We start from the raw sequence: 16332 nt of genomic DNA on the forward strand, positions 1-16332 counted from the left end.
GCCCCACCGACCCCGCCACCCGCTCCCGCCGACCCGACCTGACCGACTCGACCGGCGTGACCGGCATGACGGGCGTGCCCGGTGCCCCCGGCATGACCGGCGTGACCGGCCGGGCCGGGTGAGTACGCCGGCCCGGCGAGGCCCGGCGAGTGGCCCGAGTCCGCGGGGCCCGCCGGGTGACCCGAGTCCGCGGGGCCCGCGAGCTCGGCCGAACCGGACGATGCCGCCGGGCCCACCTGGTCCGCCCGGTCCGTCGGGCCCGGCGAACCCGCCGGGCCGGTGGGACCCGCCCAGCCGCGCGCCCCGGCCCCGGGCGCCTCATCACCCGGGCGACGAGCCCCGTCCGTGCCTCCTGGGCCGGGTGCCCCGGTGGGTCCGGCCACCGCACCCGCCGGGCCCCCCGGCCCCTGCGGGTTCTCCTCGATGCGGCCCCGGAAGCCGGCCTTGGCGGCCAGGAGGTGTACCAGGTCGCGTACCAGGACCGCCTGACCACCGCCGATGTTGAGGATCGGGGGCAGGGGGCCCGGTGCCGTGGCCGCGAGGACGGTGGCCCGGGCGACGTCGCGGACGTCGACGAAGTCGCGGTACGCGGAGAGGTCGCCCAGCCGCAGCACCCCGTCCCGGTCGGTCGTGCGCAGCAGGCGGGTGATCCGACCGGGCAGTCCACTCGCCGGTGCCCCCGGCCCGACGGGGTTGCCGACGCGCAGGACCACCGCGTCCAGGCCGGCGCCGGTGACCGCGACCGTGCCGGCCAGCTTGGTGGCGCCGTACGGGGCGGTCGGGCGGGTCGGCGCCGACTCGGTCGCCAGGGTGCCGGGCGCGCCGGGCCCGTACTCGGCGGCCGAACCGAGGTGCACGAGGCGGGCGCCGGGCGCCGCCTCGCGCAGGGCGGCGCACAGGACCGCCGGGCCGCGGGCGTTGACCTCCGCGAGGGTCACGGCGTCGCCGCCGGTGGCGCCCGCGCAGTTGACCACGGTGTCCGGCGCGGCGGACGCCAGGGCCTTCGCCAGCTGTTCGGGTCGGACGGTGGCGAGGTCCACGGGGAACTCGGCGGCGGGCGAGCGCCCGCCGCCGAGGACCCGCGCGCCGGGCAGGGTGCGCAGCCGTGCTGTGACATGGCCGCCCAGATAGCCGGTGGAACCCAGGACGAGAATGCGCATACGGTGCTCAGGCTCCCTTGAGCAGAAGCGATTTACGGGTGGTGAACTCGGCGTTGGCCCGGTCGTAGTCGTCGGGGCGCCCTATGTCGAGCCAGTACCCGTCGAACTCGTAGGCGTGCGGCTGGTTCTGGGCCCTGATCAGGTCGAGGACCAGTTCGTCGAAGCCGAGGGGCAGTCCGGGCGTGTAGCCCTCCAGCGTCGAACGGGACACACCGTAGACGCCCATGGAGACCCGGTAGTCCATGCTCGGCTTCTCGGTGAACGCGACGACCTTGCTGTCGTCGGTGGTGAGCACTCCGAAGTCGATGTGCACCTTGCGGGCGTACGTGGCGATGGTGAGCGGCGCGCCGGACTCCTGGTGCCGGCGCAGGACGTCGGCGTAGTCGAGGTCGGTGAGGATGTCGCCGTTCATCACGAGGAACTCCTCGGGGAGCCGGTCGCGCAGGTTGAGCAGCGGGCCCATGGTGCCCAGGGGGCTCTCCTCGGTGGCGTAGTCGACGGTCAGGTCCCACTGGGACCCGTCGCCGACGTAGGCGCGGATGATCTCGCCCAGGTGACCGATGGCGATGGTGCAGTGGGTGAATCCGGCGGTGGAGAGCTGGCGCAGTACGATCTCCAGGATCGCGTGCTGGTCGCCGATGGGGACGAGCGGCTTCGGCAGCGCGGTCGTGTAGGGCCGCAGCCGTACGCCCTTGCCTCCCGCCAGGATCACTGCGTGCATGGTGCTCCTCCTTCAAGGACTTCGTGGACCGCGCGGCCTCGCCGGCCGTGCGGGTCGTGCCGGACGGGAGTCAGATGTTGTAGATCCCGGTCTTGTAGCGGGCGAGGTTGGCCGGGTCGCGGAAGAACTCCACGGTCTCGGCGAGTCCTTCCTCCAGGGAGTGGGCGGGCTGCCAGCCGGTGGCGGCGGTGAGTCTGCTCGCGTCGGCGACGAGCCGCATGACCTCGGAGTTGGCGGGCCGGATACGGGCGGCGTCCTCGCGGACGTCGAGGGCGGTGTCCATCACCTTGCCGATGAGGGCGACGAGGTCGCCGACCGCGCTCTCCCCGCCGGTGCCGGCGTTGAAGGTGCGGCCCACGACCCGCTCGGCGGGCGCGGTGCCGACAGCGAGGAAGGCCTGCGCGGTGTCCTTGACGAAGGTGAAGTCGCGGGTGGGCCGCAGGTCGCCGAGGGTGATGGTGCGCTCCCCCGCGGCGACCTGGCCGATGACCGTGGGGATCACGGCGCGCATGGACTGGCGGGGCCCGAAGGTGTTGAACGGCCGCAGGGTGACCACGGGGGTGTCGAAGCTGGCGTGGTAACTGTCGGCCAGCCGGTCGCCGCCGGCCTTGGAGGCGGCGTACGGGGACTGGGTGTGGATGGGATGGTCCTCGGTGATCGGCACGGCCCGCGCGGTGCCGTACGTCTCGCTGGTGGAGGTGTGCACCAGGCGGGGTGTGCCGAGGGCGCGGACGGCCTCCAGCACGTTGAGGGTGCCGGTGACGTTGGTGTCCACGTAGCTGTGCGGGGCCTGGTACGAGTACGGGATCGCGATGAGGGCGGCCAGGTGATAGGCGGTGTCGGCGCCGTCGAGGAGGCCGCGGACGGAGCCGGGGTCGCGGACGTCGCCGAGGACGATCTCCACGTGGGCGAGGACGTCGGGGTGGAGGGTCTCCAGCCAGCCGTAGGAGGAGAACGAGTTGTACTGGGCCATGGCGCGCACGCGGTGTCCGGAGGCGACGAGTGCCTCGGTCAGGTGGGAGCCGATGAAGCCCTCGGCTCCGGTGACGGCGGCGAGCGGTGCGGAGGTCAACGGTGGTGTCCTTCCGGTAGGTCGGATGTGGGGGCTGTGGCGGGGTCATGGGTGAGCGCGGGGCTCAGGCGTGCGGCGCGGGCCGGCCGAGCACGCGCAGCGCGCACGCCGACAGACACAGCGCGGCGGCGGCACAGCTCAGCGGCAGCGCCGGGTCGCCGGGTGGCAGTCGCAGCAGAGTGATCGTTCCTGCGGTGCCGGCCGCGGCGAGGCAGATCAGGGCCGGGGGCCAGGCCGCGCCGAACGCCTGGAGCAGCAGCGCGGTCCACAGCGCGGCGGCGAGGAGCAGCAGGGCCGCCGGGTCGGCGCCGGTGAGCAGGGCCGCGGGCAGCAGCGGCAGCAGGTAGGCGAGGAGGCAGAGGCCGAGGACGCCGGCCGAGCGGAGCAGGAACCCGGCGGGGGTCGCGACGGCCCTCAGGGCGGCGACGGACAGGCCCCGGTAGCGGTAGAGCAGCCATTCGGCCGGTCCCATGCTCACGGTGAGGACGATCACCGCGTACGGCTCCTCGCGTCCTTCGAGCAGGACGAGCACTCCGGCGGCCAGTCCGAACAGGCCGTAGGGCAGGGACGGCAGGAGTCGGGGGCGGGTGGCGCCCGGTACGGCGTCGACGGCGAGCGCGGTCCACAGCACCCGGCCGGTGACGGCGAGGGTGGCGGTCAGGGCGAGCGCGGGCAGTCCGGCCCGGAGCAGGGGGCCGGGCTCCCACCACGGCAGGGCGGCGGCCCCGGCGATCAGCGGGCTGAGCGCGGCGAGCAGCAGCCGTTCGCGGGCCAGGACCAGCAGGACGCCGGCCGCCGCGAGGTAGGCGGACTGCGCGGCGGCGACCAGGGTCACCGGTCCGCCTCCGGCCGGCAGTGCGGCGGCGGCCGTGGCGACGACCGCGCCCAGGGGCGCGCCGGTCAGGAGGGTACGGGCCGCCTCGTGCCGTCCGGTCGCCATGCGCAGGTGGGCGCGGTGGCCAAGGGCCTGCCCCCAGGCCCAGGAGACGAGTCCGGCGACGATCAGGGCGGGGGCGTGCCCGCCGGGGTTCCACAGGGGCGCGGTGAGCAGATAGGCGAGCCCGGGGAGCGCGAAGAGCACGCCGCGCAGCAGGCAGCGCACGGTGTCGGGGCGCCACACGTCGGGTTGCGACGGGGGCTCGGGGAACGTCCTCGGCACCCGTTCGTAGAGCGCGGCGGCCAGGGAGAAGAGGTTGGGGTGGCCGTACCGTTCCTTGATCACGGTGGCGGACAGGCCCTCCGCCTCCAGGAACGCGGCCACCTCGTAGGGGTGGACGGCGGGGCCTATGCGGTTGGCGAGTTCGGCGGCGAGTTCGCTGACCGCGGCCTCGTCGGGCCCCTGGCGGGGCAGCCGGATGGTGAGGGTGGTGTCGTCGGCGAGGGCCCAGCCGGGGCGGCGGCGCGGTCGGCGCCGGTCGGCGAGGCGGATGGTGAGCGTCTCGTGTTCGACGCCGCCGGGTTCGAGTGACATCGGCCCGCTCATCCGGCCACCGTGCTGATCGCGGTCAGCTCCCCCGGTGGGACCGGCGCGTCCGCCGGTGCGCGGACCAGTGTGGGGAGTTCGAGGTAGATGGACCGGAAGGTGTCGATGGTCTGGCGGAGCGTGAACTGTTCGATGACGCGCAGCCGGGCCGCCTCGCCCATGGCCGCGCGGCGGGCGGGGTCGCCGAGCAGTTCCAGCGCCGCCGCGGCCATCGCCGCGGGGTCGCGGGGCGGTACCACGAGCCCGGTGTCGCCGACGGCCTCGCGGACGCCGCCCACGTCGGTGGAGACGGTGGCCCGGCCGCACGACATGGCCTCGATCAGGGTGAAGGGGAAGCCCTCGCTGATGCTGGAGAGCATCACGACGTTGCCGGCCGCGTAGGCGTCCTTGATGTCGTCGACGCGGCCCTCGAAGGTGACGGCGTCGGCGTGTCCGAGTTCGGCGGCGAGGGCCTCGCAGCGTTCCCGGTAGGCCTCCCCGCCCTTGGGGGTGCCGCCGAACAACCGAAGCCGGGTCTCGGGGAGTCGTTCCCGGACGAGGGCGAAGGCCCGGATGAGGGTCTCCAGGTCCTTGATCGGGTCGACGCGGCCCGCCCAGCTGAGGGTGAGGGTCTCCGGTTCGGGCCCGGCGGGCGGGAACGCGGTGGGGTCGACGCCGTTGTAGACGGTGCGTATGGACTCCGGGTCGGCGCCGCCCTGTTCCTCCCAGAGGCGGTTGTAGCGGTTGCCGGGGGTGATCAGGGCGGCCCTGCGGTAGGTCTCCTCCGCGAGGAGCCGGAAGAAGCCGAGGACGACCGCCTTCACCGGCCAGCGGTAGGGGGCTGTGCGATAGCCGAGATAGCGTTCGCGCAGGTAGACGCCGTGTTCGGTGAGGAGCAGGGGGACGCCGTGCCGGTCCAGCGCGGCGAGGCCGGGCAGGACGGCGACGCCTCCGCTGACGGCGTGGGCGACCCCGGTCTCGGGTGGGGGCGCGGCCAGTGGACGCAGGGCGTGTTCCAGCAGGGAGGTCGCGGTGAGCGCGTCGTGGAGGGTGGGCCGGGACTCGTGCACGGCGAGGCCGGGGCGGTTCCACACCGAGGTGAGCAGGGTGATCGCCCGGTCCGAGCGCAGGAACGGGCTCAGCGCGCCGTCGGCGGCGGCCCTGGCCATCGTGTACAGGGCGGGTGCGAAGCCGGGTTCGGCGCGGGGGTCGAGCAGGGCGGTGAGGAACTGCTCGTAGGCGGTGGCGAGCCGGTTGCGGGCGCGGCCGCGGGGCGGGTCGCCTGCCGGCGGGTCGCCCCACATGGGGACGGACAGCACGCGGGAGACCTGCGCGGGGAGTTCCCAGACGAGGGGTTCGCGTCCGGTGCCGGTGACGGCGATGACGTCGAAGTCCAGATCGGGCATGCCCTGGACGAGCTGGTCGCACCAGACGCTGACGCCGCCGTGACTATGGGGATAGGTGCCTTCGGTGAGCAAGGTGACGCGCGTTGCGCCAAGGTTTCGCGTTCCGTGCGGAACGGGCATCGTTGTGCTCCACGGCCGAGGTGTGGGGTGGTTCGTACCGGTCCCGGCCGCCGGGTGGGCGGCCGGGACCGTCGGGCGGTGTGTGCCTCAGTCGTCCTCGGTGGACGTGTCCGCGCCGTACGGGACTCTCTCGCTGACACCCGCGGGGACCCGGGTGTCCTGTGCCGGCTTCGTGGCCTTGCCGGGGTCGGCCGGGGAGACGGTCGGCGCGTCGGCAGAGGACGGCAGGGTGAGGGTGAGGGGTGCGGCCGTGGCGGTGGTCCAGCCGGAGGCCGCGCCCGCGTACGCCGCGCCGAAGGCGGAGCCGCCGTGGGTGGTTCCACTGGGGAGGGTGGCGGTGACGGCCGTACCGTCGGGAGCGTCGACGGTGACGGTGGAGCCGATGCGGTACGCGGTGACGTCGCCGGCCTGGAGGGCGGCCTGCCAGGCGGCCCTGCGCTGGAGTTCGGCGCCGATGTCCTTCATCCGCAGGTTCACCACGGGGGTGTTGTCGGCGAAGAGGGCCGCGTAGCCGTCGAGGACGCCGCTGAGCACGGGGTAGGCGATGCGGTCCTCGGCGAGGTTGGACTGGTGGATGAAGTGGGGCCTCGGGTCGTTGGCGAGGACGTGGCCGAGGGCGATCCGCTTCTCCAGCGGGACGATGACCTGGGCGTAGCCGGTGGCCGTGTCCAGGGGTGCCGTGAGGCAGGTGGTGGTGGCCGGGTTGTCCTCGCAGATGCCGCTGCCGCCCTGGGCGCGGCTGGTGTAGATCCAGTTGTACTCGTCGACCTGTTCGGCGGCGCGGCCCGCGTTGTAGAAGACGTTCATCGGGTAGCGGGGCACGGTGGTGGCGGGGCCGACGTGACGCTGGGCGGGTTCGCGGGAGTTGTCCGAGCCGAGCCAAGCGATGTCGTTGTCGTCGACGGCGAGCGCGAGGTTGGGGTTGTCCTGGGGCTGCTGCGGCAGGACCTTCATGCCGGAGTGCTCGCCGGTGACCAACTCGTCGTTCTCCAGGGGCAGTCCGTTGATCTGGCCCCAGACGCGGTTGGTGGCGATCTCGTCGGAGATCTCGTTGCGGCTGACCCAGCGGGTGGAGCCGTCGACGTTGGTCGCGCACTTCCAGGGCACGACGCTGGTGTCCTGGACGCAGCCGAGGAAGGGGTGCGAGTAGGTGTGGTTGATCCAGCGGAACTTGTTCCGCTGCGCGATCAGCCGGTCGGCGAGGGCGTCGGTGCCGTTGTGGTCCTCGCGGTGGTCGACGCTGCCGGCGCCGTTGTAGGCGAAGTCGAGGGTGAAGTTCTTCTGGTTCTGCCAGGTGATGGCGTGGTCGACGTCGCCCGGGGTCATGCGGATGGGGTCGGGCTGCGCGTTCGGGTCGGTGCAGTCGACGTCGCCGGGGGTGCAGTTGAGCTGGGTGTTCCAGCGGTCGTCGGCGGCGAACACGTCGTCGACGTGGACGGCGAAGTAGTTCCGGGAGGCGCCGAGGTGCACGCCGCCGGTCATCCATTCGACGATGCCGCGGGCCAACAGCCGGAACTGCTGCTGGTACTGGTTGTAGACGAACGTGACGACGAGTTCGCGGCGTCCGTCGTGCCGGTACTCGCCGACGAGGCTGCCCCGTGTGGACTGGCCGGGGATGGCGGCGTCGACGTACGGGGTGAAGTCGGCGCCCGCCACGGGTCTCGACAGGTAGGCGTAGCTCTCGCCGATGGCGGGGTCGTTGTCCTCGAAGGGCACCGCCCCGTCGAGATAGCCGAACGGGCCCGCCTTGCCGGCGGTGGTGACCTGGGCCTGGGCGCCGTCCATGCTGCCGGAGTAGCCGCCGTACACCGGGTACTGGAGTCCGGCTTCGGGGCGGGCGTAGGTGTAGGCGTCGACCTGGGGTATCTCGTAGGTCTGCTCGTAGGCGACGAGTGCGGCCATCTCGGCGGAACCGGCCGGGAACGGGTTGTCGTTGGGCAGGACGACGGCCTGGAACCTGGCGCGCGGTCGGCCGTCGACGGTGTCCGCGAGGAAGCCGGCGTCGATGACGGTTCGATCCGACCGGGTCAGGTCGATCTCGGTGTACGGCGTGCCGGCCGCGGTGAGTTCGGCGGCGATGGCGTCGGTGGACGGGCCGCCGTCGCTCACCACCAGGACCCGCAGGTCGATGCGGGGGGCGATGTCGTCGGCCTGTGCGGGGCCGACGGGCAGGCCGAGTGCGGCGATGAGCGCGCCCACCGTGAGCACGGTGGTGCGTAAGGTCCGCTTCATGCGGTGAAGTCCCCTCCCCGGGCAGGGGTGAGCACGCCTCTCCTGAGCGGACGCACCCCCTTGCGCGACGCCGGCATCCCCCTCAGAAGCCAGTCGTCGACGCATCCGTCGCGTCACATAGTGGTGTCTGTGTGGAGCTTTCGTGGTCATGCGGAGAAACATGACGGAAAAGCGAAGGTGTCCAAACGGAATCACATGGAACCGATTGCGGTCGTTTTCCGTCGCCGCCGGGGGTGCGGAGGGCAGGTTCCGGATGACCATGAGGGCCCGGCGCGCTGGTCCGGGCCCTGTGCGGTACACCGGCGGGCCGTGAGGGCCCGCCGGTCGAGCTGTCAGTGGTCCATACCGCGACAAGTGCGTGATCGCAGATCATTTCAGGTCACGCCCCCTGCGGATGCCCCCATCCTGGACGAACCGTCAGGCGCAGAGGACCCGCGTCTGGGGCGTGTAGACGGGGCCACCGCTGGTGTTCGTGGAGTCGCTGAACTCGGCGTAGTAGTACGAGTAGAAGCCGATGTTGCCGTTGCAGCCGGAGTCGGCGGCTACCTGGAGCGTCAGCGTGACGGTACGGCTCTGACCGGGCGGGATGGTGGCGCCGTAGTTGGTGCCGAGGTTGGCGGGTCCGGTCCCGGAGCAGGGGGTGGCGCCGGCGGCCGTGGCCAGGCTGCACCCGGTGAAGGCGTACTTGAGGTCGGGGCGCTGGGTGGTCAGCCAGGTGGGCTCGATGGTCTGGTACACGAACCAGATGTCGTAGGTCTTGTTGTTCGTGATCGTCATCGACAGGTTCACCGTGCCGCCGGGCGTGGTGGTGGCGCTGTCGGTGGCGAAGGTCAGCTCGGCCGGCGCGGGGTCGGCGCTCGCGGTGGGCGCCATCCCGAAGACGGCGAGGGCGAGGGCGAGGACGGCGCCGAGGCCGAGACGTGTCATCAGTGGTGATCGCATGGGCCGGGAGGCTAGGCACACGACGAGCGGGCCGTCTGCCCCTGCGTGAGCGAGCCGGCGAGCCGTCGGCCGAAAGTGTGTGTGGCGTGAAGGTGATGGAGGGGATGTGTGCGACTCCCCCGCACCGGGACATAGACGCAGGGTGATGGGCATGTCACACAGGGCTCGGGCGCGGCGGGTGGGGGTGGCGCGGACCGTGGGGGCTCTGTGGCGGCATTGGCGTGTTTCGAACCGTATGGCCGCCGCTCGGCGCGCGGCCTTTCGGCGGTCCGCCGGTTCCCGGGCCCGCCGACGCCCTGGGCGGGCGGGTTCGCGAAGGGCCGGAAGTCGTCTGTCGAAACCACCGCCCCATTGATGGGACGCCGCATCGCCTGTTCCATGACCCCTGGCCGGCGGTCGACCGCCGCCGGGGATCCGACTTTCGTGGGGGAGACAGTGCGTCAGCGCAGAGCACGTTCCGGGAGATCAGCAGGCTTATCGAGAGCACGGCGAGGCGGGGTGACGGGTGCGGCGGCGCTGTTGGGCGTCGCCGCACTCGTCGTGTCGGCGGTCCCCGCCGGGGCGGCGACCGGGGACGACACACCACCGCCGGCCCCCGGCGAGGTGGTGCCGGGGCAGCGGACGGCGACGCCCGCGCTGGTGGACGACATCCGGGAGCGGGCCCCGGCGGCCGGCAGCGCGGCGGACGCGGCGCGCGCGTACCTGGCCGCCGAGCGGGACCGCTACCGCATCGCGAACCCGGTGCGGGACCTGGAACCGGCCGGGACCGTCAGGGGGGACGGCGGCCGGGAGACCGTACGGCTGCGGCAGGAGCACCGCGGCGTGCCGGTGCTCGGCGGCCAGTACGTCGTCCGCATGGAGAAGGGGGACGACGGCCGGAGGGTCGTCACCGGAACCTCGGGCAAGTACTTCACGGGGCTGCGGACCGGCACCGCGGCCGAGGTCGACGACGCGCTCGCCATCGAACGGGCGGTCGACGCCGTACGGGCCGATCTGGACGCCGAGGACTTCACCGCGTTCGCGAAGACCGACGAGGACGGGGCACCGCTGACGGGCACCTCGCACGGCCTGGTCGTGCTGCCCGCGGGCGCGGGTGTGCTCACCCGGCACATCACCGTGCGGGGCACGAGGGCGGCGGGCGGCGAGCCGGTGTTGCGCGAGGTGTACATCGACGCGCACGCCGGATACCCGGTGCTCCAGTACAGCGGTATCAAGACGTTCGGCACCCCCCGCACGGCCGGGGCGGGGAAGGCGGCCGGCCGGGCCGCACGGGCGGCCGATCCGACGGGCTCCGGCGTCAAACTGGACGGCAGGTCCGTCGAGTTGCAGGTCCGGCAGGACGAGGTCCAGGGCACGTACGCCCTGCGCGACCACTCCCGGATCCAGAACGACTACGGGGACTTCCTCGGCACCTGGGACGCGAGGGGCCTCGGGGTCACGGACGTGGCCGGTGTGTGGCCGCCGGAACTGCCGCTGTTCACGTCGCCGACCCCGGCCTTCGGCTCCGAGGCCACCGAGGCGGGCGCGGTCGACGCGCACTGGGCCGCCGGGCAGGTCTACGACTACTTCAAGAACCGGCACGGCCGGGACAGTCTCGACGGACGCGGCATGTCCGTCCACTCGCTGGTCGGCGTCTCCGACGGCGGTCAGCCCTATGTGAACGCCTTCTGGGACGGCCAGAAGATGGTGTACGGCAACGGCGACGCGGAGTACCTCCCGCTCTCCGCCGGGCTGGACGTCGTCGGCCACGAGATGACCCACGGTGTCATCGACCACTCGGCGGATCTCGTCTACGCGGGCCAGTCCGGCGCCCTGAACGAGGCGCTCGCGGACTACTTCGGCAACGCGATCGAGACGGACGTGTACGGCGTCTCCATGGACGACCCCACCGCGAGTCTGCTCGGTGAGCGGTTGTGCCGCGCCAGACCGGCGGGCGAGTGCGCGTTCCGCGACCTGAACGACGGGCGGACCACGGCCAAGTCGTTCCTCGGCGTCGGCTTCGGCACCGACAGCGGGGGCGTCCACCTCAACTCGACGATCTTCTCCGGCGCGTTGTGGGACGTGCGTGAGGATCTCGGGGCCCGGCTCGCCGACCGGATCGTGTACCGGGCGCTCACCGAGTACCTCACCCCGCTCGACGGGTTCACCCAGGGACGGGACGCGGTGATCGCCGCCGCGAAGGACCTGGGCGTCGCCGGGCAGGACCTCACGGCCGTGCAGCGGGCCTTCAACGCCCATGGCATCGTGCCCAACTGGGAGCTGGCCCTCGGTGTCGACTCCGACACACTGCTCGAACGCGTCAACACCACCGACACCCGGCTCGGCGCGGGCGGCGACTGGTGGGCGGCGTCCTCCTCCGACGAGGCCGGCACGGAGCCGTACTCGGTGTGGGCCGGGCGCACGGACGGCACCGGGCGGCTGAAGCTGATGAGCCCCAACGACGGCCGCTATCACGTCAATCCGGCCACCGACGGCAAGACGGTGGTGTGGCAGGCCCACGGGTCGAACGGCATCGACATCCTCGCGCGGCCCCTCGCGGGCGGGCCGGTGAAGGTTCTCGCCCACCATCGGAGCATCGGGCGCGCCCTCGACGTGGACGGTGACGTGGTCGCGTACGCGTACAACAACCACGGCGGGCGTGCCGCCATCGCCTATGTCAGCCTGAAGGACCCGGCGAACAAGGTCTCCCGCGGCGGGGGCACCTACCACCGGGCGACCTGGCCGTCGGTGAGCGACGGCAAGCTCGTCTTCCAGAACTGGCGGCGCGTGGCCCACCAGTACGAGTCGAGCACCCGGGTCATCGACATCGCGACCGGCGAGGAGAGCGTCGTCCAGATCGCCGCGCCGGGCACGAGTCTCGGTCCGACGGCCGTCGCGGGCGGGCGCGCGTACTGGCTGCTCGACGAGATCGACGGGAACGGGGTGACGGCGCTGCGCCGCGCCGGACTCGACGGCTCGGACGTCACCGACCTCAGCCCGGAGACGGGCCCGCAGGCGCTCAACGTCTCCCACGTGACGGCCTCCGACGGGGCGGTGACGATGGTCGCCCGGACGCCGGACACGGTGCTGCGCAACGAGTCGCTGTCCAAGTTGTGGCAGTTCCCGACGGACGGCGACGGTCTGCGCCGGGGCCGGGTCTCCTGCAACCGGGGCGAGCAGCTCTCGGCCGCGGCGGCGCCGGGCACCCGCGTGGTGTGGCTCGACGCGACCACCGGCACCAGCGAGGTGGTGACCCGGGCCAGGCCGAGCGGCCGGTGCGACTGACCGGCCCCGCGTATGGACTCCGCGCCCGGGCACTCGGGGCGCGCGGGGTCCGCGAGGACGCCGTTCACCGTATCCACGCGACGACGCGACGGACGCGACGACGGGGGCGAAGGGCCTGTGCTACTGAGCGACGACGAGCGGCGGAACCCGGTCGAACGCCGTCCCCGGCCGGACCGGCGCCATGGACCCGCCCCCGGACCACGGGGAGGAGTCCTATCGGGGCAGCGGACTGCTCGCCGACCGCACGGCGGTGCTGACGGGCGGGGACTCCGGGATCGGCAGGGCGGTCGCCCTCGCGTACGCCCGGGAGGGCGCGGACGTGCTGTTCACGCATCTGCCGGAGGAGGCGGACGACGCTCGGGAGACGGCCCGGCTCGTCGAGGACGCCGGGCGGAAAGCGATCGCGGTGGCGTGCGACGTCCGGGACGAGGAGCAGTGCCGGGCGCTGATCGAACGGGCGGTCGCGGAGTTCGGCCGGATCGACACATCACGGCGGAGATCCTCAACGCCACGGGTGGTACTCCCCTGCCCTGACGCGCAGCGGATTCCCCGAGCGGTGGGCGGACGGCGAAGTCTCCGCCCACCGGTCGGCACGAGCGCGGCCGGTCGGCTCCGTGGGAGGAGGGCCTGGGACGGACGATCGCCCTTTCGCCCGGGGCTGCGGCGCGTTTCCGCAGGTGTGATCGGGTACCCGCGGACACCCCTCATACGGAACAAAACAGGCAAAGGTGTTCACGGTGACCACCAGGGGTACCCGGTGGGGCCGCCGATTCCCGGCGGCCGCGAGCAGCCGGGAAGGCGACCGCGCCACGCCACTGTGCCGCGCCCCACGTGGAGACCGCGAAGGAGCGACTCGATGACTCATGCGACACGGACCCGGCCCACCCCCACCTCCGACCCCGCCCGGCGGACGGACACGCGACTGCTCTCCGTCTACCTCAACGACCACCTGGCCGGCGCCACCGCCGGCACCGACCGCGCCCGCTACCTGGCCCGCTCCTGTCGTGGCACCGACCTCGGCCCGACCCTGGAGGCGATCGCCGGCGAGATCGCCAAGGACCGGCGCAGCCTGACCGACCTGCTGCACCGGCTGCACATCCCCGCGCGCCGTTACAAGGTCGCCGCGGGCTGGACCGCCGAGAAGCTGGGACGGCTGAAGGCGAACGGCAGGCTGGTGCGCCGCTCCCCGCTCAGCACGGTGATCGAACTGGAGATGCTGCGGGTCGGGGTCACCGGCAAGATCGCGTGCTGGGAGGCCCTGCGGCAGCTCGCCGAGAGCGACGAGCGCCTCGAGCCCGACGTGCTCGACGATCTCCTGCGCCGCGGCCACCGGCAGCTGAACGCGCTGGAGGAACTCCACCGCGAGCAGACCGCGTCCACCTTCCACACCGCCGAACCGCACGGCCAGGGAACACGGGGATGAGCGAACAGACCCCGTCCCGGACAGAAAAAGAACCGGCCACCGACACCGACGGCGACAGCGACAGCGACAGAAGCAGTGGTGTGGGCGACGACCTCGGTCACCGCCCCTGACATGACGAACCCGACGACCCGATGAGCCCCCGAGACGAACTTCCCGTCCTACGGACCCTGGAGGAGCTCGCGGACCTGGTCCGGCACACCTCCGGTCTCCATGTCCGCTGGTCACACGGCCCCGACGCGGACCGTGCCCTCGTCACGAGCAGGGACGGCCTCACCGGCGTACGGCTGCCGGGGCTGTCCGCCAACCCGCTCGACCTGGAGCCCTGGTGGGAGGACCGGCCGGTCGAACTGTGGGTGGCGCGCCGCCTGTACGACTACTCGCACCTTCCGCGCGAGAAGGGACCGGGGGTGCGCCCGTGGATCCTGCGCGGCCGGGTGGAGGGCCGGGGACCCGACAACGAGCCTCTCCTCGGTGACATCGACCCCATCGGCTGGATCGACGAGGCGCTCATCAAGGAGGCCGAGGAGACCGTCGACCGCCAGGAAGGCGCATGGGGTCCCCTGCAGCGTGACGGCGACGAGCCGTCCGAGGGGGCGGATGACGGTGACCGCCTCGGGAACGGGACCGGCTGAGCTTCACTCGGTCCGGCTGCCGCGCCGCCGCCGATGTCGACACCCGCTGATAGCGTGCCGTCCGGCCGTGAAGATCGCGAAGGGGGACGGCCGCCGTTCGGAAGGTGCCATAGTGCACGGCTGGAATCTGGTCATCCGCTCCGCTGCCTTCCACCCGAACTGCCCGGCTCCCCGCGAGCCCGCGAGCCCTACGGGAAGCGACGGACGCCGACGAGAACGACCAGGGCCTGTGGGCGGCCCGTTGGGCGAGGGGGACCGGAAGCGGTGACTGTGGGACGACAAGAAGCCGACGGCTACGACCTCGACGGCCGGACGTGGGGCGCGACGCGCGCCTGGGTCGAGAAACACCTCTCCGAGGGGGAACACATCGTGGACGTCGCGCGGTTGCGGGGCGGCTGGACGTCGGAGATGCGCCGTCTGGACGTCGACGGGCCCGGCGGCCGGCGCTCACTGGTACTGCGGTCCTTCGTGAAGCCCTTCTTCGTACGGCACGCCGAGGGGCTGCTGACCCGTGAGGCGAACGTGCTGCGCCTGCTCGGCGGCACGGGCGTCCCGGGGGCGGCGCCGGTCGCGGTGGACCCGTCGGGCGAACACTGCGACCACCCCTCGCTGTTGATGACCCTGCTGCCGGGGTCCGTTCGTCTGGACGGTGCGGACGTCGACCGTCGCACCGAACTGCTCGCCCGTCAGCTGCTGGGCATCCACCGTCTGGCGGTGGCCGAGAGCCGGCGGCCTCGCGCCTACCAGGCGTGGACCTCCCCCGAGAGGGTGAGCCCACCCGACGGAACGCGGCGGCCCGAACTGTGGCGCGCGGCCGTGGACGTCATCCGGCGGGAGCCGCCGGACCACCGGCCCTGTTTCCTCCACCGGGACTTCCACCCGGGGAACGTCCTGTTCACCGGTGACGGTGACACTCTCCGCGTCAGCGGCGTCGTCGACTGGGTGGAGACGTCCTGGGGACCGCCTGACCTGGATGTGGCGCACTGCTCCACGGCCCTGGCTCTGTTGTACGGGGTCCCCGAGGGCATGCGCTTCGCCGACCGGTACACGGCGGCCGGCGGACGGTTGGCCGGGGATCCCGCCTCCCACCTGTACTGGCGGCTGCTGGACGCGCTGGCCTTCGCGCCGGACGCGGAGAAGGTGGCCGTTCCGTGGCGGGAGGTGGGCCGCCGTGATCTGACGCCCGCGGTCCTCATCACGCGTCTGGAGAGCTATCTGGAGGCCCTCTTCGCCCGCTACGGCTGATCGGGGCCGGGAGCCTGTGCCGCGAGGTCGTCGAGGGGCGTGCCACTCAGTCGGCACACCGTCCACTCCTCCAGGAGTTCCGCGCCGAGCGACTTGTAGAAGCCGATCGCCGGTTCGTTCCAGTCGAGGACCCACCACTCGAAGCGCTCGAAGCCGTCCCGTCGGCAGATCGCGGCGAGCGACGCCAGCAGCGCCTTGCCGTAGCCGCCGCCCCGTGCCGTCGGCCGGACGTAGAGGTCCTCCAGGTGCATGCCCCGTGTGCCGGTCCAGGTCGAGAAGCGGGGGAACCACAGGGCGTAGCCCACGGTCTCGCCGGTGCCGTCGTCCTCGGCGATCAGGGCGTACGCGGCGGGGCGTTCACCGAACAGGGCCTCGCGGAGCTGCTCCTCGGTCGCCCTGGCCTGCTCCACCACCCTTTCGTACGCGGCGAGTTCGCGGACCATCGCGCGGATGTCCGCGACGTCGTTCACCGTGGCAGCTCTGATCATGACGGAGATCATCGGCGACGGCACCGAACCTGTCCACCCTATTGAATGCTTGATTCGGCATCCCTAGCCTTCTTCGATGACTTCAGTCATCTCGTTCCCCCCTCGCCTCTCCCGCCCCCACAGACCCCGTCGTCTGCGCTGGGCCCTGCTCCTGGCCCTCGGTCT

Annotated in this window: 11 protein-coding genes and 2 pseudogenes; 5 read left to right on the forward strand and 8 right to left on the reverse strand. The window is 72.6% G+C overall.

What is annotated here, in order from left to right:
• Positions 1 to 404: 404 nt before the first annotated feature.
• The 7 genes and pseudogenes from AOK15_RS12895 to AOK15_RS12925 all read right to left on the reverse strand — a co-directional run.
• Positions 405 to 1160: pseudogene (locus AOK15_RS12895) on the reverse strand (NAD-dependent epimerase/dehydratase family protein); the annotation flags it as partial.
• A gap of 7 nt (positions 1161 to 1167) precedes the next feature.
• A complete protein-coding gene (locus AOK15_RS12900) occupies positions 1168 to 1881 on the reverse strand; it encodes a nucleotidyltransferase family protein (protein ID WP_055516057.1) in 714 nt (237 codons plus the stop codon).
• Between the two features lie 70 nt (positions 1882 to 1951).
• Positions 1952 to 2953, reverse strand: a complete 1002-nt coding sequence (locus AOK15_RS12905; protein ID WP_055516058.1) for a GDP-mannose 4,6-dehydratase — start codon at positions 2951 to 2953, stop codon at positions 1952 to 1954.
• Between the two features lie 64 nt (positions 2954 to 3017).
• Positions 3018 to 4436 carry a hypothetical protein gene (locus tag AOK15_RS12910; protein WP_055516060.1) on the reverse strand — a complete coding sequence of 473 codons (1419 nt, stop codon included), beginning with the start codon at positions 4434 to 4436 and terminating at the stop codon, positions 3018 to 3020.
• Positions 4433 to 5941: a GT4 family glycosyltransferase PelF gene (pelF, locus tag AOK15_RS12915; protein ID WP_055516062.1), complete on the reverse strand. Its 1509-nt coding sequence runs from the start codon at positions 5939 to 5941 to the stop codon at positions 4433 to 4435. Before pelF ends, AOK15_RS12910 begins: the two co-directional genes overlap by 4 nt.
• Positions 5942 to 6028: 87 nt before the next feature.
• Positions 6029 to 8173, reverse strand: a complete 2145-nt coding sequence (locus tag AOK15_RS12920; protein WP_055516064.1) for a hypothetical protein — start codon at positions 8171 to 8173, stop codon at positions 6029 to 6031.
• A 417-nt stretch (positions 8174 to 8590) separates the two neighbouring features.
• On the reverse strand, positions 8591 to 9115 hold the full coding sequence (locus AOK15_RS12925; RefSeq protein ID WP_055516066.1) for a hypothetical protein: 525 nt from the start codon (positions 9113 to 9115) through the stop codon (positions 8591 to 8593).
• A gap of 498 nt (positions 9116 to 9613) precedes the next feature.
• On the opposite strand from AOK15_RS12925, the gene AOK15_RS12930 reads away from it, so the two are divergent.
• The 5 genes and pseudogenes from AOK15_RS12930 to AOK15_RS12950 all read left to right on the forward strand — a co-directional run bounded on the left by AOK15_RS12930 (position 9614) and on the right by AOK15_RS12950 (position 15679).
• Positions 9614 to 12379, forward strand: coding sequence for a M4 family metallopeptidase (locus tag AOK15_RS12930; protein ID WP_434980574.1), 2766 nt, complete (start codon positions 9614 to 9616; stop codon positions 12377 to 12379).
• 163 nt (positions 12380 to 12542) lie between these two features.
• Positions 12543 to 12863 (forward strand): annotated as a pseudogene (locus AOK15_RS42035) (SDR family NAD(P)-dependent oxidoreductase); the annotation flags it as partial.
• Between the two features lie 372 nt (positions 12864 to 13235).
• Positions 13236 to 13802: a hypothetical protein gene (locus AOK15_RS12940; protein WP_055516071.1), complete on the forward strand. Its 567-nt coding sequence runs from the start codon at positions 13236 to 13238 to the stop codon at positions 13800 to 13802.
• A gap of 131 nt (positions 13803 to 13933) precedes the next feature.
• Positions 13934 to 14434, forward strand: a complete 501-nt coding sequence (locus AOK15_RS12945; protein ID WP_055516073.1) for a DUF6098 family protein — start codon at positions 13934 to 13936, stop codon at positions 14432 to 14434.
• Positions 14435 to 14704: 270 nt separating this feature from the next.
• Complete coding sequence (locus AOK15_RS12950; RefSeq protein WP_055516075.1) at positions 14705 to 15679, forward strand: phosphotransferase family protein; 975 nt, start codon at positions 14705 to 14707, stop codon at positions 15677 to 15679.
• On the opposite strand, the gene AOK15_RS12955 is transcribed toward AOK15_RS12950, so the two are convergent.
• Entirely contained in the window at positions 15670 to 16167 is a 498-nt protein-coding gene (locus AOK15_RS12955) for a GNAT family N-acetyltransferase (RefSeq protein ID WP_055516077.1), read from the reverse strand. The two genes, AOK15_RS12950 and AOK15_RS12955, sit on opposite strands and share 10 nt — an antisense overlap.
• Positions 16168 to 16332: the final 165 nt, after the last annotated feature.

The sequence above is a fragment of the Streptomyces ossamyceticus genome, assembly GCF_001418475.1.
Classification (GTDB): domain Bacteria; phylum Actinomycetota; class Actinomycetes; order Streptomycetales; family Streptomycetaceae; genus Streptomyces; species Streptomyces ossamyceticus.